21 protein-coding genes and 1 other RNA gene are annotated in these 25,239 nt (G+C 44.1%); 16 read left to right on the top strand and 6 right to left on the bottom strand.

What is annotated here, in order from left to right:
* Positions 1–2: 2 nt before the first annotated feature.
* The 4 genes from F8C82_RS01635 to F8C82_RS01620 all read left to right on the top strand — a co-directional run bounded on the left by F8C82_RS01635 (position 3) and on the right by F8C82_RS01620 (position 4,288).
* Entirely contained in the window at positions 3–1,835 is a 1,833-nt protein-coding gene (locus F8C82_RS01635; RefSeq protein ID WP_151691695.1) for a TrkH family potassium uptake protein, read from the top strand.
* A gap of 103 nt (positions 1,836–1,938) precedes the next feature.
* Positions 1,939–2,664, top strand: coding sequence for a bifunctional demethylmenaquinone methyltransferase/2-methoxy-6-polyprenyl-1,4-benzoquinol methylase UbiE (gene ubiE, locus F8C82_RS01630; protein WP_151691694.1), 726 nt, complete (start codon positions 1,939–1,941; stop codon positions 2,662–2,664).
* Positions 2,665–2,688: 24 nt separating this feature from the next.
* Positions 2,689–3,387: a type IX secretion/gliding motility protein PorT/SprT gene (gene porT, locus F8C82_RS01625; RefSeq protein WP_151691693.1), complete on the top strand. Its 699-nt coding sequence runs from the start codon at positions 2,689–2,691 to the stop codon at positions 3,385–3,387.
* A 1-nt stretch (position 3,388) separates the two neighbouring features.
* Complete coding sequence (locus F8C82_RS01620) at positions 3,389–4,288, top strand: DMT family transporter (protein WP_223279409.1); 900 nt, start codon at positions 3,389–3,391, stop codon at positions 4,286–4,288.
* Here the strand turns inward: F8C82_RS01620 and F8C82_RS01615 are convergent.
* Positions 4,275–5,009: a TrmH family RNA methyltransferase gene (locus F8C82_RS01615; protein ID WP_151691692.1), complete on the bottom strand. Its 735-nt coding sequence runs from the start codon at positions 5,007–5,009 to the stop codon at positions 4,275–4,277. The genes F8C82_RS01620 and F8C82_RS01615 overlap by 14 nt on opposite strands.
* A gap of 30 nt (positions 5,010–5,039) precedes the next feature.
* Between F8C82_RS01615 and tamL the strand changes: the two genes are divergently transcribed.
* The 8 genes from tamL to rpe all read left to right on the top strand — a co-directional run bounded on the left by tamL (position 5,040) and on the right by rpe (position 15,178).
* A complete protein-coding gene (gene tamL / locus F8C82_RS01610) occupies positions 5,040–7,340 on the top strand; it encodes a translocation and assembly module lipoprotein TamL (RefSeq protein ID WP_151691691.1) in 2,301 nt (766 codons plus the stop codon).
* A gap of 160 nt (positions 7,341–7,500) precedes the next feature.
* On the top strand, positions 7,501–8,559 hold the full coding sequence (locus F8C82_RS01605) for a class I fructose-bisphosphate aldolase (protein WP_151691690.1): 1,059 nt from the start codon (positions 7,501–7,503) through the stop codon (positions 8,557–8,559).
* Between the two features lie 19 nt (positions 8,560–8,578).
* Complete coding sequence (accD, locus tag F8C82_RS01600; protein ID WP_151691689.1) at positions 8,579–9,427, top strand: acetyl-CoA carboxylase, carboxyltransferase subunit beta; 849 nt, start codon at positions 8,579–8,581, stop codon at positions 9,425–9,427.
* A gap of 84 nt (positions 9,428–9,511) precedes the next feature.
* The gene (gene rpsO / locus F8C82_RS01595; RefSeq protein WP_151691688.1) at positions 9,512–9,781 is read left to right on the top strand and encodes a 30S ribosomal protein S15; all 270 of its coding nucleotides are present in this window, start codon (positions 9,512–9,514) and stop codon (positions 9,779–9,781) included.
* A gap of 85 nt (positions 9,782–9,866) precedes the next feature.
* A complete protein-coding gene (locus tag F8C82_RS01590) occupies positions 9,867–12,002 on the top strand; it encodes a polyribonucleotide nucleotidyltransferase (RefSeq protein ID WP_151691687.1) in 2,136 nt (711 codons plus the stop codon).
* Positions 12,003–12,055: 53 nt separating this feature from the next.
* Positions 12,056–12,919 (top strand): sigma-70 family RNA polymerase sigma factor, encoded by an 864-nt coding sequence (locus F8C82_RS01585; protein ID WP_151691686.1) that lies wholly within the window; start codon positions 12,056–12,058, stop codon positions 12,917–12,919.
* 143 nt (positions 12,920–13,062) lie between these two features.
* Positions 13,063–14,442, top strand: coding sequence for an MBL fold metallo-hydrolase RNA specificity domain-containing protein (locus tag F8C82_RS01580; RefSeq protein ID WP_151691685.1), 1,380 nt, complete (start codon positions 13,063–13,065; stop codon positions 14,440–14,442).
* An 88-nt stretch (positions 14,443–14,530) separates the two neighbouring features.
* On the top strand, positions 14,531–15,178 hold the full coding sequence (gene rpe / locus F8C82_RS01575; RefSeq protein WP_151691684.1) for a ribulose-phosphate 3-epimerase: 648 nt from the start codon (positions 14,531–14,533) through the stop codon (positions 15,176–15,178).
* 64 nt (positions 15,179–15,242) lie between these two features.
* Here the strand turns inward: rpe and F8C82_RS01570 are convergent, their stop codons facing one another.
* Complete coding sequence (locus tag F8C82_RS01570; protein WP_308419984.1) at positions 15,243–16,475, bottom strand: NAD(P)-dependent oxidoreductase; 1,233 nt, start codon at positions 16,473–16,475, stop codon at positions 15,243–15,245.
* Between the two features lie 176 nt (positions 16,476–16,651).
* Here F8C82_RS01570 and ssrA point away from each other — a divergent pair.
* Positions 16,652–17,050: a transfer-messenger RNA gene (gene ssrA / locus F8C82_RS01565) on the top strand.
* 247 nt (positions 17,051–17,297) lie between these two features.
* On the opposite strand, the gene rsgA is transcribed toward ssrA, so the two are convergent.
* On the bottom strand, positions 17,298–18,374 hold the full coding sequence (gene rsgA, locus F8C82_RS01560) for a ribosome small subunit-dependent GTPase A (protein ID WP_151691683.1): 1,077 nt from the start codon (positions 18,372–18,374) through the stop codon (positions 17,298–17,300).
* Between the two features lie 399 nt (positions 18,375–18,773).
* Here rsgA and F8C82_RS01555 point away from each other — a divergent pair, with 399 nt between their 5' ends.
* Positions 18,774–20,129: a T9SS type A sorting domain-containing protein gene (locus F8C82_RS01555; RefSeq protein ID WP_151691682.1), complete on the top strand. Its 1,356-nt coding sequence runs from the start codon at positions 18,774–18,776 to the stop codon at positions 20,127–20,129.
* 55 nt (positions 20,130–20,184) lie between these two features.
* Here the strand turns inward: F8C82_RS01555 and F8C82_RS01550 are convergent, their stop codons facing one another.
* The 3 genes from F8C82_RS01550 to F8C82_RS01540 all read right to left on the bottom strand — a co-directional run bounded on the left by F8C82_RS01550 (position 20,185) and on the right by F8C82_RS01540 (position 23,734).
* Positions 20,185–20,835 (bottom strand): response regulator, encoded by a 651-nt coding sequence (locus tag F8C82_RS01550; RefSeq protein WP_151691681.1) that lies wholly within the window; start codon positions 20,833–20,835, stop codon positions 20,185–20,187.
* Positions 20,832–22,649, bottom strand: a complete 1,818-nt coding sequence (locus tag F8C82_RS01545; protein ID WP_151691680.1) for a tetratricopeptide repeat-containing sensor histidine kinase — start codon at positions 22,647–22,649, stop codon at positions 20,832–20,834. The genes F8C82_RS01550 and F8C82_RS01545 overlap by 4 nt, the downstream gene beginning before the upstream one ends.
* 278 nt (positions 22,650–22,927) lie before the next feature.
* Positions 22,928–23,734: an alpha/beta hydrolase gene (locus F8C82_RS01540; RefSeq protein WP_151691679.1), complete on the bottom strand. Its 807-nt coding sequence runs from the start codon at positions 23,732–23,734 to the stop codon at positions 22,928–22,930.
* Positions 23,735–23,810: 76 nt separating this feature from the next.
* Here F8C82_RS01540 and F8C82_RS01535 point away from each other — a divergent pair, with 76 nt between their 5' ends.
* Both F8C82_RS01535 and F8C82_RS01530 read left to right on the top strand, forming a co-directional pair.
* Positions 23,811–24,356, top strand: coding sequence for a lysozyme inhibitor LprI family protein (locus F8C82_RS01535; protein ID WP_151691678.1), 546 nt, complete (start codon positions 23,811–23,813; stop codon positions 24,354–24,356).
* 34 nt (positions 24,357–24,390) lie between these two features.
* The gene (locus F8C82_RS01530; RefSeq protein WP_151691677.1) at positions 24,391–25,185 is read left to right on the top strand and encodes a cation transporter; all 795 of its coding nucleotides are present in this window, start codon (positions 24,391–24,393) and stop codon (positions 25,183–25,185) included.
* Positions 25,186–25,239 lie beyond the last annotated feature (54 nt).

Raw genomic sequence — 25,239 nt, 5'->3', positions numbered from 1 at the left:
CTATGTCAGATTCGCTGAAGAGACGAGTCAATGCCTTTCGAGAACGGGTCAACATCAAACTGTATGACAGTAGAGATCGCGTTTTAAAAGACTTGCGCACCGCTGGGGTGCTCATTTCTTCATTGACCATCTTCGTGCTTATCTATTTTCACGGATTCCAACTGGATCTGCCAGAAAGGGCGGTTGTGGAGTTCACCGTGAAGTTCTCCATCGGATTCTATCTACTCAAATATGTGATTGAGTTCATTTATTCCTTTTCGCCTATTCAACACCTGAAGGAGACGAAATGGGAAGGAATACTCATGGCTTTCCTGTTCCTAAACATCTTATCCATCAACATCTTCGGGACCGAGATCATGGGTTTCTTAGGAGGAGTAATTGGGATGGAAACCCTCGATCAATTCTTTATCCTCTTTATTCAGGGGTACTTTCTACTCATCGTATTCTTAGAATTGGGAAAGGCCAGTACTTTTCTGCCCTTTGCCTCATTGAGCCCTCCTGCCCTTCTGGCCTTGTCGTTTATTTTTCTGATTCTGATTGGAAGTGGACTACTTATGCTGCCAGAGATGACGGTACCCGGGAAGGTTCTGACATACGGTGAAGCCCTGTTTACGAGCATATCCGCCAGTTGTGTTACAGGGCTTCAAGTGGTAGATACGGCCACCCACTTCTCATTCAAGGGGCAATTTTTAATTATGTTGCTCTTCCAATTGGGAGGCTTGAATATCATCTCCTTTGCCACCTTCTTTGCCATTTTCACCAAAAAGGGAATCGGCATCCGTCACCAGAGTTTGATTCAAGCGAACTACAGCAATGAATCCCTCACTTCAAGCGCAGAACTCTTCCGAAAGATCATCCGCTTCACCTTTCAAATTGAAGCACTCGGTGCCTTGCTCATTTTCTTTAGCTGGGGAGATCACATGACCTTCAACTCTTTGGGGCAACGAATTTTCTACAGCTTCTTCCACTCCATTTCAGCATTCAACAACGCAGGATTCTCCCTCTTCACCAATGGTTTAATGGAGTCTCCGATTCAGCAATCCTACTTGCTTCACATCGTCATTGCGTGTATCATTATTTTCGGCGGACTCGGCTTTGGAACCATCAAAGATCTATTCACCTTGCGACAAGTTCGTGAGCGGATGCAGAAGCCTTGGAAGACGCTGACAACGGGATCAAAAATTTCACTGTACTCAACAGGAGTCCTCTTGGCGCTGGGGTTCATTGTGTTCTTTGCACTCGAATACAACAATACGTTGAGCAATACCTCAACGAGTTCCAAGGTGGTTACTTCCTTCTTCCAATCGGTTACCACAAGAACAGCTGGATTTAATACGGTAGATATAGGTTCTCTTACTCTACCTGTACTCATCTTTTTTATCTTTTTGATGTTCATTGGAGCATCAACTGGATCTACAGGGGGAGGTATTAAAACGAGTACGTTTGCACTTGTGTTCCTCTCCGCTTGGGCTACCATTCGAGGAAAGAAAAAGGTTGAAATCTTCAAACAGACCATTCCATGGGAGTTGCTTAACCGCGCGTTTAGCATCTTCTTGTTCTCGGCTACTACCATGCTTGTCGGTATATTCATTCTGGCTATATCCGATTCGCATTTGGGATTAGCTCGACTCGCTTTTGAGGAAGTGAGTGCCTTTTGTACTGTGGGACTTTCAACGGGAATAACGGCGGAACTCAGCGGAATGGGAAAAGCCGTGATTATGGTCTCCATGTTTATCGGTAGAATTGGAACCATCACTCTTGCCTTTGCCTTGAGCAGTCGCAAGCGAGAGTCGAACGACTATAAGTATCCGAAGGCCAACTTCATGGTGGGTTGATGGAGAAGATCAACATCTTTCCTGTAGATAGTGTAAACCTTCTTCAAGCTAAATCGTTTACCTACCTTTGCACCCGTTTTCATACACGCAATAATTGCACACTATGGCCGAAGTAAAGCCTTACGCCTCTAAGGAGGGATCTAAAAAGCAGCAAGTAGCTGAGATGTTCGACAACATTTCTGCACGCTACGATTTCCTCAATCACTTCCTTTCTATGGGAATTGACAAGGGATGGAGACGTAAAGTAGTACGCATGATTGGGGCGAAAAACCCAAGCACCATATTGGATATAGCCACAGGAACAGGTGACCTCGCCATTGCCCTATCTAAAATTCCAAACACTCAAATTACCGGTTTGGATCTTTCTGCGGGCATGTTGAAAGTGGGAGAAGAAAAGATTGAAAAGAAAGGACTTACTTCTCAAATTTCCCTTCAACAAGGAGATTCTGAAAACCTACCTTTTGAAGACAATTCATTTGATGCTATTACCGTAGCCTTTGGTGTGCGCAACTTTGAAAACCTCGAAAAAGGACTGAGCGAAATACACCGCGTGGTTAAGCCCGGTGGAACCATTGCAGTGTTAGAATTCTCTCAACCAACAGGTTTCCCTTTTAAACAAGTATATCGCTTTTACTTCAAGTACATCCTTCCTACCATTGGTAGATTGGTGAGTAAAGACGAATCGGCATATACCTATCTTCCTGAATCGGTAGATGCTTTCCCTTATGGAGATCGCTTTGTTCAAATCTTGAATAAACTCGGATTTAAAAAGCCAGTTGCCAAAGAAGTTACCTTCGGCGTAGCAACAATTTACACGGCTACAAAATAAGATGCTCTCAGCATCGTTCTCCCCATGTTGAAACACTTTAAGTACATATTCCTTTTTCTTCTTGCCACCTCTTCACTCATTTCGAAGGGACAGTCAAGGAACCTGCGTTTGTATGACCAAAGACCTATTCACTTTGGTTTCTATGTAGGTATCAACATGTACGACTTTCAATTGAGGATGAAGGAGGACATTTCCCAAGTAGCCGACTTCTACGGAGTTCGCTCTGAAGTGAGTCCTGGTTACAGCATCGGTATTGTTTCGGATCTACGCTTAGGTCACCACCTCAACTTTCGTTTTCTTCCCTCATTCGTGAATACGGAGAGAACGCTTTACTTTGACATGGTGAACAAATACAGCGGGGAGAGATTGATCCAAGAACGAAAGATTGAAAGCTCGCTCGTTCAAGCTCCATTTGAACTGAAACTGAAATCTGACCGAATTGAAAACCACAGATGGTACGTTCTTACGGGCATCACTTTTTCATTCGACCTTGCCTCTAAAGAAAAAGTAGAAGACGATTTGATCTTCAAATTGAAGTCATCCGACCTTTCTTATGATTTCGGCGTTGGAATGGACATCTACTTTGAGTACTTCAAACTCTCTCCACAGATCAAAGCATTTTTTGGGGTGAATGACCTCACCGTTCAAGACGGAACCGTTCCTGTTTCTGGTCTAGAAAGTACCCGCACCCGAGGAATACTTTTCTGCCTCACTTTCGAATAAGATGAATGCATTTGCTAGGCATCGAGAACGACTCTTAAGCACAGACAAGAGTCGAGCGGTTGTATTCATGCTCATTTCTGTGGTGTGCTTCTCAGCCATGAACTTGGTTGTGAAATTCTTGGGAAACATACCCGCTCCAGAATTGGTCTTCTTCCGAAGTGTGGTTTCATTCACCTTGAGCTTGTATTTCATCAAGCGTCGGAACCTGAGTCCATTCGGGAACAACAAAAAATGGTTAATAGCCAGAGGAGTCTTCGGAGTTACTGCTCTCACCACCTTCTTTTACACACTTCAGGAGCTTCCACTCGCCACAGCCATCACGCTGCAATACCTTTCCCCTATTTTCACAGCAATTTTCGCCACCCAGCTCCTCGGTGAAAAAGTAAAATCCTATCAATGGTTGTTCTTCCTGATCTCCTTTGCAGGAATCGCCATGATCAAAGGATTCAACGAAGATGTAGATTTGAAGTTCTTGCTACTCGGCGTGATGAGCGCGGTTTTTGCGGGATTAGCCTACAATGCGATTGGCAAGGTAAAACACACCGACAATCCCGTCGTGGTGGTATTCTACTTTCCCTTAATCGCAACACCTATCATGGGAGTAGTGAGCATTTTCTACTGGGTACAACCCATAGGATGGGAATGGTTATTATTGATATTGATGGGCGTTCTTACGCAAATCGCTCAGGTATATATGACCAAAGCATTCCAATCGAGTGCCATCAGCGGACTAACGGGGATGAAATACTTGGGGGTGGTATTCGCACTTGGATTCGATTTCTTCATCTTCCATGTAGCCTATCAACCCATGGCACTTTTGGGAATTGGCCTTGTGATCGCAGGGGTTCTTCTCAACCTATTCTTTAAACCGAGAAAGACCAAGAAGATTAAGGTCGGTTGATTTCTGCCAAGAGAATTCCGGTAGCCATGGCCACATTGAGACTTTCAGGACCATGCTCACCAAATCTTGGGATACTTACCACATTTTTAGAGAGTTCAACGAGTTCGTCACTCGGCCCTACTCCCTCATTCCCCATAATCAAAACACAATCGGAAGCCCAATTCACGGAATAGTGGGATTCCCCGTCCATATCCGCTACATAGGCTTTACCTCCTTCACTCACAAAGGTAGAAACCGCATCTGGGAGATGACAAATTTTGGGACGAACTCGAGCGAGGGATCCCATGGACGATTGTACCACTTTGGGATTCCAAATGTCTACACAGTCTTCAGATATCCACACTTCATCCATTCCAAACCAATCTGCCAACCGAATGATGGTTCCCATATTTCCAGGATCTCTTACCCCATCCAATGCGAGCACTCTCCCCTCCATCTGAATCGATTCAACGGTGGGCATTTCGAACACAGCCAATACGGTATTTGCGGTTTCGAGCCGACTTATCCCTTTCATTTCTGCAGGAGAAATGCGTACCGGTTCCCCTTGAATTCCTTTGGGAACTTCGTACGAATCTGTGGCAAACCAATATTTACGCACAAAGCCAGCAATTAAGAATTCCTCAACTACCTTAGGGGTCTCAGCAATAAATACCCCTTCTTTGTACCGAAATTTCTTTTGTTGAAATTGGTTAATTCGTTTGGTGTCATTCTTGCTGATCACGGCTCGATCCGGTTAACTTTGTAGACGTCTATGATAAAAACTCTGCTTCGATACTTTGGACTGTTGGTCCTGTTTCTCTCGCTTGGTGCGTGCAATTTAGGCAAATGGATGCCTGAAGGCGAATACCGGCTAGATAAAAACACCATCGAAGTAGACGGAAAGGATGCTCCAGACAACGTTTATAACATCATCAAGCAGAAGCCTGCTCCTACTGGAGAAAACTGGATTTACACTTGGGGAAACCCCAATAAGGAAAAGGGCTTTAGCCGATGGGTATCCGATCGAGGTACTCCACCTACCGTCCTGAACTTGTCGCTTGTACAGCGTACCCAAACACAGCTTGGATACTACTATTTTAGCAAGGGATATTTCTACAACGTGGTTTCCTATGAGATCGTCCGCGACTCTTCCGACCGAGATGCTGAAGTGATCTACAACGTTCATCTTGGCCCTCAGTACCACATCTCTGATTTCGAGTATGTGATTCCCAGCGAAGCCATTGTAGGACTCACCATGCGAGATACTGTCAATCGCATCATTTCTCCTGGCGATCCTTACGACGAGGGAAAACTTGAAGAAGAGCGAGCGAGAATTGCCACATATTTTCGAAACAACGGCTTCTACGGATTCAGCAAAGATTGGATTAGCTACACCGCCGACACGACCATGGGCAATCAACAAGTGAAGGTGATCGTGGAAATCATGGATAGGCCCATCCGAACAGAAGATAGCACCTACACTGTTCCTCATCAGCTGTATACAATCGGAGAAGTCTACATCGATTACGATTTTAACTACCTCCAGCCTAAGGCAACGTATAACGACACCATTATTTACAAAGGCTACGATTTCCTCATCCGAGAAGAGGAGACCTATCACCCTCATTTGATTACCCGAGCCATACACTTCAAGAATGGTGATACCTACAACGCTACTTCGGTGAAAAACAGTTACACGCACTTGAGTTCCTTGGGTGTCTTTGGAGCCTCTGAAATTGAATTCAACCTTCGCACGGACACCAACGTAATTGATGCATACGTCCGACTAACACCCCTTCCAAAACGTTCCTTTACTGCCCAGATGGAAGGAACCAACACCTCAGGAAACTATGGCATTGCGGGAAATATCACACTCCTCAACCGAAACCTGTTTGGAGCGGGAGAAATATTTGATTTGAGTCTCAAAGGAGGTATTCAAGCTCAGGTGAATTACAGTCAGGCTGAAGACAACAACCTCTTCAACACCTACGAACTGGGTGCAGAGACAGGGATTACTTTTTCAAGATTTCTCATTCCACTTCGGTTCCAAGAGAGATTCCCGAAGCGGATGCGTCCCACCACACGCATCAACACCTCCTATAGTCAACAAACCCGTATTGAATTTCAACGCCGAATTTGGAAAGTCGGCATGAGCTACCAATGGAAAGAGAGCGATGAAAAGACTTGGCAGTGGGCGGTTTTGGACTTCAACTATGTGAACCTACTCGACGCCGACGATCAGTACATCAACTCCCTATTCTTTAAAACGGGATTTCAAGACAACTTGATTTTGGCCCAGCGAATCACCTACACCTACGCTCCATTTGATCGTCCCAATGCTATTAGCCGACACTTTTTACGAGGTTCCTTTGAAGGTTCGGGTAATGCGCTCTGGGTTGCGGATCGCCTCACTGGTTTTACCAAAGATCCTGAAACCGGCCAGGGTATGCTCATGGACGTTCCCTACGCACAGTACATTCGCGCTGATTTGGATTATCGTCACTACTTGCGCACGGGGCTCAACTCCCTATTTGTAACCCGTGCCTTTGCTGGGGTGACCTACAACTACGGAAACTCTCCATTCCTTCCACCTTTCGAGAAAAACTATCTGGCGGGTGGTTCACAAGATATCCGTGGGTGGATCGCCTATCGATTAGGTCCGGGAGGGCTACCCAATGTTGTTTACGACACGGCCAATTATGCCGCCGTAGCTCCCGTAAAACTGATGATTAACCTCGAGCAGCGGTTCAAACTTATCGGTAACCTAAACGGTGCATGCTTCGTGGACATCGGTAATGTATGGTTGTTCAACCGTGATTACAGAAGCAGCGATATCCCAGGTATTCCCGACGATGTGATTGAAACCATGAAATTCAATTACAAGACCTTTATTCGTCAGAGTGCGGTGGGTACGGGGCTAGGTTTGCGCTATGACTTCGGCTTCTTCCAACTGCGATTAGACGGGGGGATAAAAGTCTGGGACCCAACGGAGCCCGAAGGGCGACAATATGTGTTGGACGGACTTCAATGGAGAACCGTTACCTTCAACTTCGCACTGGGCTATCCTTTTTAATTAGCCTCTTCTCTCTCGATTCGGCTAAACTTACTACTTTAGGCCACTTGAACTCGAAAGATTAAGCGAACACAGATTAGGCCTTTCTCCACCGGGTAAAAAGTTCTAATTTTGCCATCTATCCTACGGGAAATTGAAAATCGACTAAACAAATTATCCTATGTCATACGCTAAAATCCAGGAGCTTCTGGGTAAAGACGCCAGCTATTTGTTGGAGCACGAGAGTAAGACTATTTCGAAAGATCAAATTCACCTTCCTGGAGGAGACTTTGTAGATCGCATGTTTAGAGACACCAACCGCAGTATTCCTGTATTGAGAAGTCTTGAAACACTCTACGGAAACGGCCGCCTAGCAAACTCAGGTTACTTGAGCATCCTTCCTGTTGACCAAGGCATTGAACACAGTGCGGGTGCATCTTTCGCTCCAAACCCAATCTATTTCGATCCTGAAAACATCGTTAAGTTGGCGATTGAGGCGGAATGTAACGCAGTAGCTTCCACCTTTGGTGTATTGGCTTCTGTTTCTAGAAAATACGCACACAAGATTCCATTCGTAGTTAAGATCAACCACAACGAGTTCCTTTCACATCCTGCTCAGTACGATCAAACAATGTATGGCAGCGTTGAAGACGCTTGGAACATGGGAGCTGTTGCTGTGGGTGCAACCGTATATTTCGGTGCAGAAGAATCTCGTCGTCAACTTTTAGAAGTTGCTGAGGCATTTGAGCGCGCTCACGAGTTGGGTATGGCTACCATCCTTTGGTGCTACACACGTAACCCGGGCTTCAAGAAAGATGGAGTAGATTACCATACTGCAGCTGACTTGACTGCCCAGGCGAATCACTTGGGTGTAACGATTCAAGCCGATATCATCAAACAAAAACTTCCTACCAACAACGGAGGATATACCAATATCAATTTCGGAAAAACTCACCCTAAGGTGTATTCTGAATTGAGCAGCGATCACCCAATTGACTTGACGCGTTACCAAGTGGCTAACTGTTACATGGGACGTATTGGCTTGATTAACTCAGGTGGTGCATCAGCGGGTGACAGTGATTTGGCAGAAGCCGTTTCTACTGCTGTAATCAACAAAAGAGCCGGTGGTCAAGGATTGATCCTTGGTCGTAAAGCATTCCAACGTCCAATGAAAGAAGGTGTTGAGCTTCTCAACACGGTACAGGACGTTTACTTGAGCGACGAAATCACTATCGCATAATCGAATAAAACAACACCGTATGGGTTGGTTTAAAAGAGATAAAGAGGGAATTACCACAAGCACGGAAGACAAGAAGGAAACCCCGGAAGGTCTATGGCATAAGTGTCCAAAGTGTAAGGTAATTGTCTCGGTAGAAGAGCATCAGCAGCATCTTTGGGTATGTGGAAACTGTGGTTACCACGACAAAATTGACGCAGCTGAATACTTTAGCTTCTTGTTTGACAATGGAAAATGGACTGAACTCGATGCCAACATGACATCGGTGGATCCATTAGAATTTAGCGATACCAAGAAGTACGTTGACAGACTTGAACAAGGCAAGAAGAAATCTGGATTGAAAGATGCGGTAACCACGGGTTACGGCGAAATGGACGGCATTCCAGTAACGATTGCAGCCATGAACTTCCGCTTCATCGGAGGCTCGATGGGATCTGTAGTAGGTGAAAAGATTGCTCGCGCTATAGATCACGCATTGAAGAACAATCAAGCATTCATCATGATTAGCAAGTCCGGAGGGGCTCGTATGATGGAAGCTGCATTCTCTTTGATGCAGATGGCCAAGACTTCTGCTAAACTCACCTTACTCGACAAAGCGGGATTGCCCTACATTTCATTGCTAACCGATCCAACCACGGGTGGAGTTACGGCTAGTTTTGCCATGTTGGGAGACATCAATATCGCTGAGCCAGGTGCCTTGATTGGTTTTGCGGGACCACGTGTTGTAAAAGAAACCATCGGTAAAGACCTTCCAGAGGGATTCCAAACCTCTGAATTCTTGCTTGAACATGGTTTCTTAGACTTCGTAACCGAACGCAAAAAACTCAAGCACAAAATGAGTCAGTTCTTGAGAATGTCACAAAAATCATAACAACAAGCTAGGCATTAAAGATTTTGCTATCTTTGCAGCCTTGTTTAATACAAGTACATCAATAACATCTAATACGATTTAGGAATGTATTTATCTTCAGAAAAGAAGGCTGAGATCTTCGCAGAGCACGGAACAGGTGCTAATGACACAGGATCAGCAGAAGGTCAGATCGCATTGTTTACTTTCAGAATTGCTCACCTTACTGAGCACTTGAAGAAAAACAGAAAAGATTTTAACACCGAGCGTTCATTGGTAGCATTGGTGGGTAAGCGTCGTAAATTGCTTAACTACCTTTACAAAAATGATATCGAGCGTTACCGCGCAATCATCGAAAAGCTTGGTCTACGTAAATAAGATCAAATCGACTAGCGAGAAAGGCAATTCAATGAATTGCCTTTTCGCGTATAATATTGTTTCTAATTGTAACTGAATCGAATTCATGATTCCTACTCCCATAACGCAAGAGATCAAACTCGCTGACGGACGCACTATCACTATTGAAACTGGCAAATTGGCTCGCCAAGCTGACGGTTCTGTAGTTGTGAAAATGGGCGGCACTATGTTGCTTGCCACCGTTGTGTCTAGCAAAGAAGCTAAAGATGGAGTGGATTTCCTTCCACTCACCGTAGAATACCGCGAGAAGTTCTCCGCAACAGGTCGTGTACCGGGAGGTTTTATCAAGCGTGAAGGACGTCCATCTGATGACGAAATCCTTACCATGCGATTGGTAGACCGCGTTCTTCGTCCGATTTTCCCTAAAGATTATCACGCTGACACACAGGTAATCATCAGTTTGATTTCATTTGATCCAGAGGTTGCACCAGACGCATTGGCTGGTTTGGCGGCTTCAGCGGCTATCTCTGTTTCGGATATTCCTTTCAACGGACCAATCAGTGAAGTGCGTGTTGCACGCATCGACGGTGAGTTCGTAATCAACCCTAGCCCGTCCGACAAAGACCGCGCTGATATCGATATGATGATCGGTGGTTCTAAAGAGAGCATCGTGATGGTTGAGGGTGAAATGGATGAAGTGAGCGAAGAGGAAATGCTTCAAGCTATCGAAGTTGCTCACAAGGCAATTATCGAGCAATGTGAAGCGCAAGAAGCGCTTGCAGCTCAGGTTCCATCTACTGCTACCAAAAGAGAATACAGTCACGAAACGCACGATGAAGAGTTGCGCGAAACAGTGATGAAGGCTACATACGACAAGTGCTATGCGGTTGCTTCAGAAGGCAATCCGAACAAGCACGAGCGCTCGGCAGCCTTTAAGGCCATCTTCGAAGAGTACATTTCAGATTGGTCTGAGGAAGAACTCGCTGAAAAGCTCGGTCTTGCTAAAACATACTTCCACGAGGCTGAATACCACGCTGTTCGCAATTGTTTATTGGACAAAGGAGTTCGCCTTGACGGTCGTAAAACTTCAGAAATTCGTCCAATTTGGACAGAGGTAGATTACCTTCCAGGTGGTCACGGTTCTGCTATCTTCACACGTGGTGAAACACAATCCCTTACTACGGTAACATTGGGTACTAGCCTTGACGTGAACAAGATTGACAACGCGACTTACACTGGACACGAGAAATTCTACCTTCACTATAACTTCCCTCCGTTCTCAACGGGTGAAGCTCGTCCTATCCGCGGAACTAGCCGTCGTGAAATTGGCCACGGTAACTTGGCTCAACGCGCATTGAAGGCTGTAATTCCTGCAGACTCTCCGTACACCATCCGCATCGTTTCTGAAATTCTTGAATCAAACGGTTCGTCTTCTATGGCAACGGTTTGTGCAGGAACTCTTGCACTGATGGACGCTGGTATTCCTATCCGCAAGCCCGTTTCAGGTATTGCCATGGGATTGATCACCGACAAAGAAACAGGGAAGTATCAGATCCTATCGGATATCTTGGGTGATGAAGATCACTTGGGAGATATGGACTTTAAAGTTACAGGTACTCGCGACGGTATCACTGCATGTCAGATGGACCTCAAGATTACTGGTATTAGCGCGCAAGTGATGAAAGAAGCACTTGCTCAAGCTCGTGAAGGACGTCTTCACATCATGGGTGAAATGACTAAATCAATCAGCGAGCCTCGTACTCAGTTGAAACCAAATGCACCTAAGATTGTTGTAGTAGAGATTCCTAAGAGCTTTATCGGTGCCGTTATCGGACCAGGTGGAAAAGTAATTCAGGCTCTCCAAGCAGAAACTGGAACTACGATCTCTATCGAAGAAGATGGCGACAAAGGCATCGTTGAGATTTCAGGTGTTGACCAAGAAGGTATGGACTTTGCTATTAAGCGCATCAAAGAAATCGCATTCGTTCCTACGATTGGCGAAACATACGAAGGCGTTGTTAAAGGCATCCAAGCATTTGGCGCATTCATCGAAATCGGTCACAACACCCAGGGCTTGCTCCACGTATCTGAAATTGATCACAAGCGCATCGAAGATGTGAGCAAAGTGTTCAAAGAAGGAGATCGTGTTAAAGTAAAATTGCTAGCCATGGACGAGAAGGGCAAGATGAAATTGTCGCGTAAAGCATTGCTTCCGAAGCCAGAAGGCGACGACAAGAAGTAAAACATTATACGGACATTCATCGTTCCATTAATCCATAGTATTCGATTGGACATATGAGACAGTTAAAGATCACAAAACAGGTCACCAATAGAGAGACCGCTTCCCTCGACAAATACCTACAAGAAATTGGTAAGGTAGAATTGATTACTGCAGAAGAAGAGGTGGAGTTGGCTCAACGCATTAAGGCGGGAGACCAAATTGCTTTGGAGAAATTGACCAAGGCTAACCTCCGTTTTGTGGTTTCAGTAGCGAAGCAATACCAAAACCAAGGTTTGACTTTGCCTGACCTCATCAACGAAGGAAACCTCGGTTTGATTAAGGCCGCACAGCGCTTTGATGAAACTCGTGGTTTTAAATTCATCTCTTACGCGGTATGGTGGATTCGTCAGTCTATCCTTCAAGCATTGGCTGAACAATCACGTATCGTTCGTCTTCCACTCAACAAGATTGGATCCATCAACAAAATCAACAAGGCATACGCTCAGTTGGAACAAGAGCACGAAAGAGCTCCGTCTGCTGCTGAGATTGCTGAAATGTTGGAGATGGGCGAATCTGACGTAAAAGAGAGCATGCGTAACTCGGGTCGTCACGTATCCATGGACGCTCCTCTGGTTGAAGGTGAAGACAGCAACTTGTACGACGTATTAAATTCTTCGGATTCACCGAATCCAGATGAAGATTTGATGCACGATTCTCTTCGTACCGAGATCGAAAGATCATTGGCTACCCTTACTCCACGTGAAGGTGATGTTATTCGCCTCTACTTTGGTTTGAATGGTCAGCATCCAATGACACTTGAAGAAATTGGTGAGAAATTTGATCTAACTCGCGAACGCGTTCGTCAGATCAAAGAGAAGGCGATTCGTCGTTTGAAACACACATCAAGAAGTAAGATCCTCAAGACTTACTTGGGATAATTACGAATTGTAATTGGTTGAAAGGCTCTTCGAAAGAAGGGCCTTTTTTTGTGGCGAAACAGTCTGAAACATGATTTCCATCATCGAACTTCAATATTGATTCTTTGTACCTTACAGAATAGTCAAACTGTAAGATAATCGACATGAAATCAGAAGTTTCTCCCCGCGTTCTCGTTCAATTCTTAGGTGCTTCTGGAACGGTAACCGGATCCAAGTACCTCATTCATGTTGATGACCACAAGATTCTAGTGGATTGCGGATTGTTTCAAGGGTTGAAGAAACTGCGATTGCTCAACTGGGAGGGCATCCCCACTCCCATCCACGAAATTGATTACGTGCTGCTCACCCACGGTCACCTCGATCACTGCGGATATCTTCCACGATTGGTTAAGAAGGGATATGACAAGACCATTCTAGGTACCGAACCTACTCTAAACATAGCGGCTATTGTACTGAGAGATAGCGCCAAAATTCAAGAGGAAACAGCAAGAAAGGCCAACGCCGAACAATTCACCATACACTCCCCTGCTGAACCGCTGTATTCCGTTAAAGACGCAGAACATACCATAGAGAAATTCCGTCCTGTAGAAGAAGGGGAATGGAAAGACTTATTCAATGGTGTATCTGTTCGCTTTCAACACGTGGGACACATCATTGGCGCGTCCTTCATCGAACTAGATATTCACGGGAAACGATATGTCTTCTCTGGAGATGTGGGCCGTAAAAACGATTGGCTCTTGACCGATCCCAAAAAGCCAAAACGCGCCGATGTACTATTTGTTGAAAGCACATATGGAGACCGAATTCATCCCACCGACGACCCTCTCTTGATCCTCCAAACCCACATTCAAAAAACGTTGGAACGTAAAGGAACCGTCATCATTCCCTGCTTTGCTGTAGAGCGAGCTCAAACCATCATGTACTTGCTCTGGAAGCTCAAGTCGTCTGGACAAATTATGGACGTACCCATGGTAATGGACAGTCCGATGGGAGGTAACGTATTGGACGTTTTTGGTCGATTAGTGGATTCACACGTCCTAAAACCCGATGAATTCGCCCAAATGAAAGAGAGTTTTTGGATAGTGCAGGATATTCGTGAAACCAAATTGATAGTAGCTTCCAATGAACCAAAAATCATTGTGGCCGGCAGCGGCATGCTTTCTGGAGGTAGAGTCCTCACTTATTTAGAACGATATTTAGCCAAGAAAGAAACCACCATTATTCTCTCGGGATTTCAAGCTGCCGGAACTAGAGGTCGAGCATTGTTAGACGGCGCTAAAAACCTCAAGATTTATGGAAACTACTATCCTACCCGAGCGGAGGTGTACAACATGGAAGTTCTATCTTCTCATGCCGACCAAGATGAGTTACTGGATTGGTTGAACGAGATTGAATCCACTCCCGAAAGAGTTTTTATCGTGCATGGTGAGCCGCAAGCTGCCGACACATTTAGGCGAGTATTGAAAGATACCTATCACTGGAATGCTGAGATTCCCGAGCTCTATCAAATCGTTCAGCTTTAACCTCCCGACAAAATACTCAGCACTTGACACATAGGTTCTTTTGAGAACTCGTCTCGCCGTTTGTACCTTTGCCAAAAATTTTTACGACATGGCTATTATCGCCCCTTCCATCCTTGCAGCCGACTTTGCCAATCTTCAACGCGACTCAGAAATGGTGAATCGCAGTGAAGCAGATTGGTTTCACATCGATGTAATGGACGGAGTATTTGTACCGAACATCTCGTTCGGAATGCCCGTAATTCAAGCGATTAAACGCCATGCGAAAAAAACCATGGACGTTCACTTGATGATTGTTCAACCCGAGCGTTACATCGAGGAATTCAAGAAAGTAGGGGCCGATATTTTGACCGTTCACTACGAAGCTTCTACGCATCTTCACCGCACACTTCAGGCTATTAAAGCAGCCGGCATGCAAGCGGGTGTTGCCCTCAACCCACACACCAATGTGAACGTACTAGAAGATACCATTGAAGACATCGACTTGGTTTGTTTGATGTCAGTAAACCCAGGCTTTGGTGGTCAAAAGTTCATTGAGCGAACCTACGAGAAAGTGCGTGCACTCAGAAAAATGATTGATGAGCGCGGTGCATCTACCAAAATTGAAATTGATGGAGGCGTGACCACAGCCAACGCGAAAGCTCTCATTGAGGCAGGTGCCGACGTACTTGTGGCGGGTTCTTTCGTTTTCAGCAGTGAAAACCCAGAAGCGACCATTGCCGATCTTAAGAAGATCTAAGGAAGAATATTTCCATAGAAAAAGGCGCTCAATGAGCGCCTTTTTTATTTCTGCAATTAGAGAATCACTCCTCTTCTTCCTCCTCTTCATTTACCCATTTTTGAAGGTATTTGAAGTGAGAAGTCAGCTCTCCATCTTTTGTCTCTGTAGCTTTCGCTATGATATTGTCCTTGTCTCCTGTAAGCAACTCTGGAAAGATCTTATCGAGAAGCTCTCTTCCAAATCCTTCTGAAGCATCTCTAGGAAGCTCACAAGGCAAATTATCCACGGCCTGCACGCCAATACTGCCCTCTGTTCCCAATGGAACCTCCTTTTCTGTTGCAGGATCATAGGCATAGAATGGGTTGGCAATGGTAGATGGTCGAAGTGTTGAAGCAACAGGCCCATCAATGTCACATGAAATATCAGAAACAAAAGAAATATTGAACTCAGGCTTCTTGATATCGTCTCTTGTGAAAATATAAGGCGACCCCTCCCCCCAATAATGACACGCTAAATACATATCTGCATTCACTGCAAAACGCATAAAATCACTTTCGTAACTCTCTGGATTTTGGTAGAAATCATTTCGAGTGGCCACCAATCCATCAATGCGCTTATTGTAGTCTAGCACGCCCAATTGGCAGAACACAGGGTGATCAAATTCGCTTTCGGTAAACTGACGAGCAGAGACCTTTTCGATGTTCAGCGAATTGAGGACTTCCATGGCACCTTTCGCCACACGTCCTTGTCCTGTCATTACAATCTTGAAATGCTCTGGTAGGTTCACTTTGGAAAATTCCTCTTCCATTTCCGCTCTGTCGTGGCACTCATGAGCGGGTCGCAATTCGTATCTACCGGTTGCTGCACCATATCCACGGAAACCGTTATAGGCTCCCACAATACCTGCGTATCTTCCAAAACCGATCAATCGTGTACCGTTTGTGCCTTTCAGCACTTCATAGTCGATTAATTCAATCTCCTTTTCTAAGATACTTTGCAACAAATGTCTGTTGTACGGTTGTTTTTTGAAGGTATGTGAGAAGAACATATATGCCTTTCCAGGAATCAGCATATCTACAGGTACCTCCTTCACTCCTAACAATAAATCGCAATCCTTCACATCGTCTACAACTTCAACGCCAGCCGCCCGATACTCATCATCTGTAAAAGCTCTAATGGGACTACTCTGAGCAACAATGCGAACATTTGGAAAGGATTCCATCAATTCGACACATTGTTGCGGACTCATCGGCACTCTTTTATCGGGTGGATTTTTTCCTTCTCGAATTAAGCCGATTTTCACGATTTGGGTCATGGGTGTGGATTGAGATGCGAAATTCGACAATATTCGGCAAAGAGTGAAATATATTGTAACACTTCGCGTATAACTCACAAAGAAGTGTAACCGTGACGCTAAAAAACACACAAACTGTTAAGGTGAATAATACTTGTCAATGGTATGCTTTCTACCTAACTTTGTAAGTTCCTTCTGGGGCTGACTGGTTTTGACAGCAAGATGAAGGAGTGTGTAAGCATGCCGAGCCATGAGGTTTACGCTCGTTAAACAGGAGCTTCATTTTTATAACAGGCGAAAATAACTACGCGCTTGCCGCTTAATCCATTCGATAGAAGGATTTAGCTAATCCCGTACAAGGTACGGGAGTGAGCCATCTCTCAGAATCCCTGACCAGCGGAGTCTGATCCAGAGGTGTTGTAAAAGTTGGGATAGAATTATTGGTGGTACGGAGGTAATTCGAAATTTAGTACCTAAGCTCAAAGGTAGGGTGTCCGCTCCCAGCCCTGAGTCGAAAACCCAATAGTGGAATAAGCATGTAGAAAGCCCATTGTTTCCTTGTTTGGACAGGGGTTCGACTCCCCTCAGCTCCACTAGAAAAATAAATCCCACATCACGACTTAAGCAGTGATGATGGGATTTTTTATTGAGCTCAACTGAGCTTGCTCAAAGTTGAGTGATCTTAAAAATGCCATTGCATCGACCTTAAGGATATCTGGGATTTTCTTGCTTGAGCACCGGAACCGCTATCCAGGAACGGAGGGCGGACGCAAGAGGAGAACACTCCCGATATTTGTACAAGAAAAACCCCCGGCAATTATTTGTCGGGGGTTCTTTGTTCAATCATCTCTTCCACTTCTTCTTCTCCTGCATCGTTTGCTTAATCATCTTGCCGAATTGTTTTTCCTTCTTTCGGCGTTCATGAAGGGAAGTGGTAAATCGCTCTTGCTCCCTGTTGAGCTTCATATAGTTTTCATACAGCTCGGGATCAAGCGCTCCTGATTCGATGGCTGCAAGAACGGCACATCCAACTTCAGCCTGATGAGAACAGTCTTTAAACTTGCAATCCTCAGCCAACATCTGGATAGGATGAAAAGTCAATTCTAACCCTTTCTTGCTATCGGCAATTCCCACTTCTCGAATCCCTGGATTGTCAATCATGAAGCTACCATTCGGAAGTTGCACGATTTCTCGATGTGTCGTAGTGTGCTTACCCCTCTGAACACTCTCACTAATCTCGCTTGTTCCAAAAAGTTCACTTCCAGAAAGTGCATTGATTAAACTTGACTTTCCAACACCAGAAGATCCCAACATACAATAGGTAGCATTCGACTCCATCAAGGCTTGCAAGCTATCCAAACCTCCTGGTTCATGTGTACTTGTATACAATGTCTGCACGCCTCTGAATCTATCTTGAATCAACTTCTTGAACTCTGAAAGTTCAACTTCACTCGCCAAGTCAATCTTGTTTAAGACAACAATTGGCACAATCCCAGAATCGTGGCAAATAGTCAAATACCGTTCAATTCTGTTCAGACTGAAATCCCGTCCAACAGCTTGAACAATGAGGGCATAGTCGATATTCGCAGCAATGATCTGAAAATCATCCTTTCCACCCACCGCTTTTCTTTTCAAGATGGTTTGCCGAGGTAAAACGTGATGAATGATTCCACTACTTCCATCAAACTCTTGAAACAATACCCAATCGCCTACTGCGGGTAAGGAAAGTCGACTGGTAGCAGAATACCTCAAATTACCCAATAACTCTCCCGTTATCTGATCATTTTCGGCTTGGATGATATATCGATCTTTATGCTCTTGAACCACCCTGCCCATCCTTAGAGAAAGGTGACTCATCTCTTTTTTGATTTCGCTTACGATTTTCTCGTAATCGATTTTTTTGGTTGAATTACTTCCCATGAGAATTCATTTAGCTCGAGAAAGCGATGGCTATATCGCCAGGTTTCTCTCGATGCAATTTGTCGGATACTGAAAATTCAATCTCCAATAAAAATAAACATTGTGAATACCGTCACTTCCCGAGCTGTAGAAACTCGGACGGTCGGTTAACTAGAAAATGGATAGCGAGAAGACGATTGCCTTGACAAGCCATCCCTTAAACCGACTCAGCAGATGCTTTATGACGAATAGAAGTAATCATTCAGCAAAAGTGAGATTTCTTTTTGAAAGACTCTGTAACCTAAGCTACTAAAATCCTAACCTCTGAGGAGCTTCGCCATTGATTGATCAAAATACGGCATATGTCGTATTTCACAAACCCGCATGAGATAGGAGCTTTGTCTGTATAAATCTAAGCACATGAAACACCTGTTTACTCTTATTCTTGTTTGTGTATTTGCCTTGAATGGATACGGTCAATTTTGGACGCGGACTAACGCTTCCATTGCTGCCACCGGAACGGATGCACGAATGCTTGCAACTCATTGTGGCGACACTGTTTTTGGCGTAGCTCCTACCTCTCAAGGCTACTTTCTAACCGTTTCGACTGATAAAGGTGCAACGTGGTCAAGTGGTCAGCCAATTTTCGATACATTGATTGATGGATATACACCAAAGATTGCTGCCATTTACGGCATTCATGACCGTCTATATGCAACCATCAGCTTAGCGAACTCAATCTATTACAATATTTACTACTATTCGGAAGACTTGGGGAACAGTTGGACGGTAGACACAGCCGGACTAGCACGCTCTTTTAACCCGGCATACATTCATCCCTTTGAGATATCTGAGTTGAGTAATGGTTACATGGTGGCTTACAACTCGCTTCAAGGAGCGTATTTCAAACACAAGAGCGGCTCTACCTGGGTTCATCAACCCACATCAAGCTCATGGACGGGAACGTACAACCTCGATTTCACCTATTTCGGAAATACCTGGTATGCCTTGAACAACGCAAACCAGTCCACTGGAGAAGTTTTGAACCGTTCAACAGATAATGGACAAACTTGGTCAACCGTAAATATTAGTGGCCTACCATCTACCTTCACTCCATACAATCTTGTGAGCAATCACGATGACAAAATGTACATTTCTGGAAGTATTGCGGGCACTACACCTAACCGCTTGTACTACTCTGACGATAACGGAGTTACTTGGGACTCTACCAACACGGCTACCTATGGCCAATACACTTACGGCAGTGTTTATATGAGGGATCTTTACGCGGTTGAAGATTACGTTTTCACTACTTTCTATCCAACAACGGGTGATACAGTATCCCGCATTCTAACATCCAACACGGCGATTCCAAACTTCTCTTTGTGCGACGTATCTGGACTTCCAATCTATGCTGCTAACATTTTCTCATTAGCACCTCCCATCTTAAATTACTTCAGCATAGATGATAAACTGTTCATTACTTACTCAGACGACATCTACACTTCCACTCCAGGATTTGTGGGAACAGATCCAGGTATTGGAATGGTAGAGAACAGTGGTACATCATTCAAGGTTTACCCGAATCCCGCCGAAAATGTCATTCACATTGAAGCTGAAAAGGACGAAACAGTTCGCGTATATGATATGAGTGGCCAAATCGTAGACTCGTTTAATGTTCACGCAGGTGAAAACACCGTAGAATTGGACATTCCGAACGGACTATACTTTATTAATATGGGGAATCTCTTTGAACGACTTGTGATCAACAAGTAAGGGCCTCACTCAACCTAAAAAACCAATAAAGGGGACTAGCAATAGCTCCCCTTTTTCATATCAGATTATTTCGCTGTGCAAGCCGGACAGCCTCTAGCTTGGAATGGACTTGAAGCTTCTTATAAATATTCTCAATGTGCTTTCTAACCGTCGGTGGTGAAATAAATAAATTTTCGGCAATAGCTTTGTAGTCCAGTCCTTTACTCACTTGTAGTAGAACGTCGGTTTCGCGATTAGTAAGCTTGACTTGCGCGAACTCCGCTTCTTCCTTAAAGGTGTCCACATTGCGTAAAAGCTGCAACGATTTGCGCGCTATAGACGGCGTCATTGCGGCTCCTCCACCAAGGGTTTGTAAGATGCCCTCATGCAAATCCTGAGGAGATACATCCTTGAGCAAATACCCATCTGCACCTGCTTGTATCGCATCAAAAATTTCTTGATCGCTATCCACCACGGTTAACATCACTACCTTGATTTGCGGATGTTTCTCCTTTAGTCTCTTTGTGACTTCTATACCATTCATTCCTGGCATCTGAACATCCATGAGAACCAGATCCACTTTCTGTCCTGGAACGTACTCCAGAAAATCACATCCATCTTGAAAAACGCCCTTCAAGTGAAAGTCTGAAGAAAGCGATAACTTATCTTCAATCGCCTGCGCCATCAAAACGCTGTCATCTACGATAACTATTGAAAATGAACTCATTCCGTAATCGCTGAGAGGATTAAAGTCACTTGCGTTCCCTCTGTGGAAGAATGAACACTCAACTTTCCATTCAAATCTTGTGAGCGTTTCTTCATCGTTTGCATCCCATTTCCTCGTTTAGGATAATCTCCCAACCCCACACCATCATCAGAAATTGTAAACGAAAGCTCATCGCCTTGCTGTGAAAGTGTTACCTCAATTTTCTTCGCCTTCGCATGCTTCATCGCATTATTCACTGCCTCCTGAATAATGCGATAAACCCCCATTCCTTCTTTGGAATTGAAGTGGATAGTACTGGAATCATCCAATTCATTGTTGAACTCAAAACGAACACCTTGCATGGATTGTCCGGCTTGATTCACAAAGTTGACCAGCCTATTCGAAAGATCTTCTATGGTGATATCCGCTGTATTCATTGCCCAAATAGTGTCTCGCAACTCTCGAATCGTGTCTCGTGTGAAGGAACTGATTCTCTCTAGCCTTGTTTCAACCATCATGTTATCATCTTCACTCAATACCTGCTTTACAGAATCAATGGAAGAAATCACAAAAGTGAGCTGGGTACCGATGTTATCATGTAAATCTCTCGATATCTCCATCCGCAAATCTTGCAATCGATTTTGATTTTCAATGGTAATCTTTGCCAACTTCAACTCTGCTTCTTGCTTTATTTTGGCCTGACGCAATCGCTGTTGTTTATAGATCAATATCCCTATCAAGAGAAGTAGAAAAGAGGAAACTGACAATGCGTATATCCAATAATTCTGCTTCTGAATTTCACTCTTCTGTAGCAAGATTTGATTCTCGCGCTCTACCGACTGATACTTTTCACTCAATTCATCAACTCGCACTTGATTCGCCACTTGATCCAGACTATCACTCAAGTTGGTTTTCCTTTCCAGAAGGGCAATCGCCTGTTCAAAATCACCTAACGCTTTTCGGTTAGAAATGGCGATGTCCAATGCATATTGCTGAATATCTGCAAAACTCAACTTTTCAGACAACTCAAAACATTGATTGAGGTGGGCATCAGACAACTCATATTCGCCTTTCTCATGGTAAAGCTCCCCCAGCGCATAGTGATTTAACATGAGGGCAAATTCATCTCTCATGTTTTCACGATACTCCAAAGCCCTTAACAAATACTCCTCACTTAGCTCTAAACTGTCTTGCTGAAGGTAATTGTAACCGATAAACTCAAGAGAGTATCCAATTCCAACCGAATCTCCTCTTACCAATTGGATCTTTAGTGATGCTTGGTATTCATGGAGAGCCTTTCGTGTTTCTCCCATGTTTTCATATACTGCTCCCCTCTCATTTAATATTCTAGCTCTCCCTTCGTCATCGTCCATTTCATCATGTATCGCAAAGGCTTGAGAGTAGTACCACAACGCTTTCTCGTGATTCTGAAGCTTACGATGTATCCGAGCAATTGCATCGAGAACCCTAGCACTTTCCAATGGCTCCTCCATCTCCTTATAAAGTTCTAAAGCCTTGAGGTAATAGCTCAAGGCAGAGTCCATAACAAAGAGTTTCTGATATGAATAACCTACTGCTTCAGAGAAATATGCCTGATCCTTAATATTGGATTTCAAAGCCAATTCAAGTCCGCCATGCGCCGCCCACTGAGCTATTTTAAATTGGGAGAGTTTGTACGCTTCAAAAGTTTTTTGATACTCGTTCAGCTTATCATTCGTCCCTGTGTGTGAATAGATTAACGAGGACAAACTATCTATAGACGACTGATAATTTGAAGGATAAGCGAAAGTGAGTAAGCCCCAACTGATAAAAAGCGCCGTGATGTAAAATCTCATGGAATCGGAATTGGTAGCCGAAAGATAAATGTTTCACCCTTCAATTAGAAAGTGAAAATTCATATGAATTGATGTATTAATGAATCACAGCCACAAGTCCTGAACACTATTCCGACTTTATTACTAGAATGAATGCAGAGCCCGTTTTACTGAAGGAGTGCTCAGCGAAATCATCACCCTACTCAAAAACGAGGATCAGCCTGAAGCACTTGATAGCGGAACAGGTATAGTTAAAGCAAAAAGAACACATTGTTTGTAAAACGTTTATGATTGAGCACTCACATCTCTTCAAACGCCTTGTACACTGCTAAATGAAGCACATCTCCATGATCACATTCGGGGAAATACGCGAAATGTACGCGTGCAGAATTTGAATCCAGTGCGCTGAGTTTTGCATTTAGAGCCTGAGCTGTTTCACGCATCACAGGGTGTTCGTTTCCCACTCCGATAAATACTTGGTTCATAGACAAAGAATCTATTTCAAATTCAAGTAAGGACTGTTGATCCCACCACAAACTCGGACTAACTATGATGTAATCCTCAAACATCTGAGGTCGCTTCATCAATATTTCGGTCGCAAGTAATCCACCTAAAGATTGTCCGATTATGGTGCGGTGATCTGATGTTCTGTAACGGGATGAAATGAATGGAATCAACTCCTCTTCAAGGTAATTCATGAAATTCTCCGAACCTCCAGAGGTCGGAAGATCTGCTTTATCCTCGGCAACAGTAGTGGGAAAAGTGAAATCTCTTTGTCTGTCTACATTCGAAATTCCAACAACAATAGACTCAGGAAGCAAATCAATCCAAGGCATACTTCCAAATTGCACGAGTCCAACAATGTGAATGAAATCCTCATCCATCGAACCATCGAAAACATAAATCACAGGATAGTTATTTAGCGAATCTGGATGATACGACTCGGGTAGATAGACGTTTACTTCCCTTTCCTCCCCTAATTGATCTGAAAAGATGGTCAACCTTTCTCCTATCACTAAATCCGCTTCACTTGTCAATTTTGCGGTTTGAGCCAGTGAACCGCAAAAACTCCAAACGCCAAAAACAAGAATTAAAAGGACCTTCATGAAATCGTCTTTTTATCATTCTGAGCAGAGATACTAAAATTAATACAGGTATTTTGATCTTGATTATCTTCATTCAATGAAACGATATCTCCTCCTCATCTCCCTGCTATCCATGGCCTGTTTCGGTCAAAAGCCAAGACCAGTATCTGCTAAAGATTCCACGCAAGTTAGGGAACAAGTAAACCAAAGAGTATCTACTCTGGGTGAAGCTTTAGCTAAAACCAATGAATGGAATGAAGTTTCTATTGCTTTTCAAGTAGACACTTCTGCTATTGAACAGCGCTTGAGGTTATACTTAGATATTGATTACTCAACGAGCGGAATGATAAAGTACACCTTGGGTGCAGAAGAAGCTTACGATCAGTTACTGAACAAATACTATCGACTTCTATTGGATAAACTGAATGAGGAAGACCAGAGTACATTAATTCAAGCTCAGAATTACTGGCAGCTATACCGTGAGTCGGAACGGACCTTGAACAGAAAACTTTCCAATGAGGATTACTCAGGAGGTGGAAGTATTCAAGCTGTTTTCACAGCTTCGCGATATTTGGCGATAACCAAGGCTCGAGTTCTTGAGCTTTACCGTTATTTGTTGAGATTTGAGAACGTCACTGATTGAATCGGATCAAATTCATGCTACTAAAGAATACTGAATGAATCGCTCTACCTTCTTAATCACACAAATGGATTGCCCTTCAGAGGAGAACCTCATCCGCATGAAGCTTGAGGGGATTTCGAACATTGCACATCTAGAATTTGACATTCCAAATCGCGAGTTGGCCGTGTTTCATGAAGCGGGTTCAGAAGAAATTGAACACGCCCTTGAAGCGCTAAAACTTGGAAGCAAACTCATTTCTACTGAAACCACAGAGCGCTCCGACTTTGACAGTGATTCTCACCAAAGAAAACTCCTTTGGAGTGTGTTGGGAATCAACTTTGCCTTTTTCATCATTGAGATGATTACTGGGATTTTCTCCCGATCTATGGGATTGGTGGCAGATAGTTTAGATATGCTAGCGGATAGTTTTGTGTATGGCATAAGCCTCTTGGCGGTGGGCAGCACCGTAGTTCGAAAGAAACAAATCGCCAAAATTGCCGGCTATTTTCAAATTCTACTAGCCGTGGTTGGTTTTGCTGAGGTGAGCAGACGTTTTATTATTGGTGAAGAACTCCCTGATTTTACCACGATGTTGGTGGTCTCCATTTTCGCGCTTGGCGCAAATACGCTTTGCCTTTACATCCTTCAAAAATCTAAAAACTCTAAGGAGGCGCACATGCAGGCCAGCATGATTTTCACCTCCAACGATGTGATCATCAATCTCGGTGTCATCGTGGCGAGTATTGCGGTATTCTTCACAAAATCCAACCTACCCGACTTGTTAGTGGGTACCATTGTTTTTGTGCTTGTTATCCGTGGGGCACTTCGAATATTGAAATTAGGAAAGTAGACTGTAGGCTCCGGTCACCCAGCACCAGTCACCAGTCACCAGTCACCAGTCACC

Origin of the sequence: Phaeocystidibacter marisrubri, from assembly GCF_008933165.1 — a bacterium.
GTDB lineage: Bacteria > Bacteroidota > Bacteroidia > Flavobacteriales > Schleiferiaceae > Phaeocystidibacter > Phaeocystidibacter marisrubri.
Note: the sequence above shows the minus strand (reverse complement) of the source record. Positions and strands in the feature narration are given on the sequence as shown.

Coding starts and splice junctions, on each gene's coding strand:
- F8C82_RS01570 (WP_308419984.1), bottom strand. CDS start 16,475: ATGACCCAAATCGTGAAAATCGGCTTAATTCGAGAAGGAAAAAATCCA.
- F8C82_RS01535 (WP_151691678.1), top strand. CDS start 23,811: ATGAAACGATATCTCCTCCTCATCTCCCTGCTATCCATGGCCTGTTTC.
- F8C82_RS01635 (WP_151691695.1), top strand. CDS start 3: ATGTCAGATTCGCTGAAGAGACGAGTCAATGCCTTTCGAGAACGGGTC.
- rpsO (WP_151691688.1), top strand. CDS start 9,512: ATGTATTTATCTTCAGAAAAGAAGGCTGAGATCTTCGCAGAGCACGGA.
- F8C82_RS01620 (WP_223279409.1), top strand. CDS start 3,389: ATGAATGCATTTGCTAGGCATCGAGAACGACTCTTAAGCACAGACAAG.
- F8C82_RS01550 (WP_151691681.1), bottom strand. CDS start 20,835: ATGAGTTCATTTTCAATAGTTATCGTAGATGACAGCGTTTTGATGGCG.
- tamL (WP_151691691.1), top strand. CDS start 5,040: ATGATAAAAACTCTGCTTCGATACTTTGGACTGTTGGTCCTGTTTCTC.
- ubiE (WP_151691694.1), top strand. CDS start 1,939: ATGGCCGAAGTAAAGCCTTACGCCTCTAAGGAGGGATCTAAAAAGCAG.
- F8C82_RS01605 (WP_151691690.1), top strand. CDS start 7,501: ATGTCATACGCTAAAATCCAGGAGCTTCTGGGTAAAGACGCCAGCTAT.
- F8C82_RS01555 (WP_151691682.1), top strand. CDS start 18,774: ATGAAACACCTGTTTACTCTTATTCTTGTTTGTGTATTTGCCTTGAAT.
- F8C82_RS01540 (WP_151691679.1), bottom strand. CDS start 23,734: ATGAAGGTCCTTTTAATTCTTGTTTTTGGCGTTTGGAGTTTTTGCGGT.
- accD (WP_151691689.1), top strand. CDS start 8,579: ATGGGTTGGTTTAAAAGAGATAAAGAGGGAATTACCACAAGCACGGAA.
- rsgA (WP_151691683.1), bottom strand. CDS start 18,374: ATGGGAAGTAATTCAACCAAAAAAATCGATTACGAGAAAATCGTAAGC.
- F8C82_RS01530 (WP_151691677.1), top strand. CDS start 24,391: ATGAATCGCTCTACCTTCTTAATCACACAAATGGATTGCCCTTCAGAG.
- rpe (WP_151691684.1), top strand. CDS start 14,531: ATGGCTATTATCGCCCCTTCCATCCTTGCAGCCGACTTTGCCAATCTT.
- F8C82_RS01545 (WP_151691680.1), bottom strand. CDS start 22,649: ATGAGATTTTACATCACGGCGCTTTTTATCAGTTGGGGCTTACTCACT.
- porT (WP_151691693.1), top strand. CDS start 2,689: ATGTTGAAACACTTTAAGTACATATTCCTTTTTCTTCTTGCCACCTCT.
- F8C82_RS01585 (WP_151691686.1), top strand. CDS start 12,056: ATGAGACAGTTAAAGATCACAAAACAGGTCACCAATAGAGAGACCGCT.
- F8C82_RS01590 (WP_151691687.1), top strand. CDS start 9,867: ATGATTCCTACTCCCATAACGCAAGAGATCAAACTCGCTGACGGACGC.
- F8C82_RS01580 (WP_151691685.1), top strand. CDS start 13,063: ATGAAATCAGAAGTTTCTCCCCGCGTTCTCGTTCAATTCTTAGGTGCT.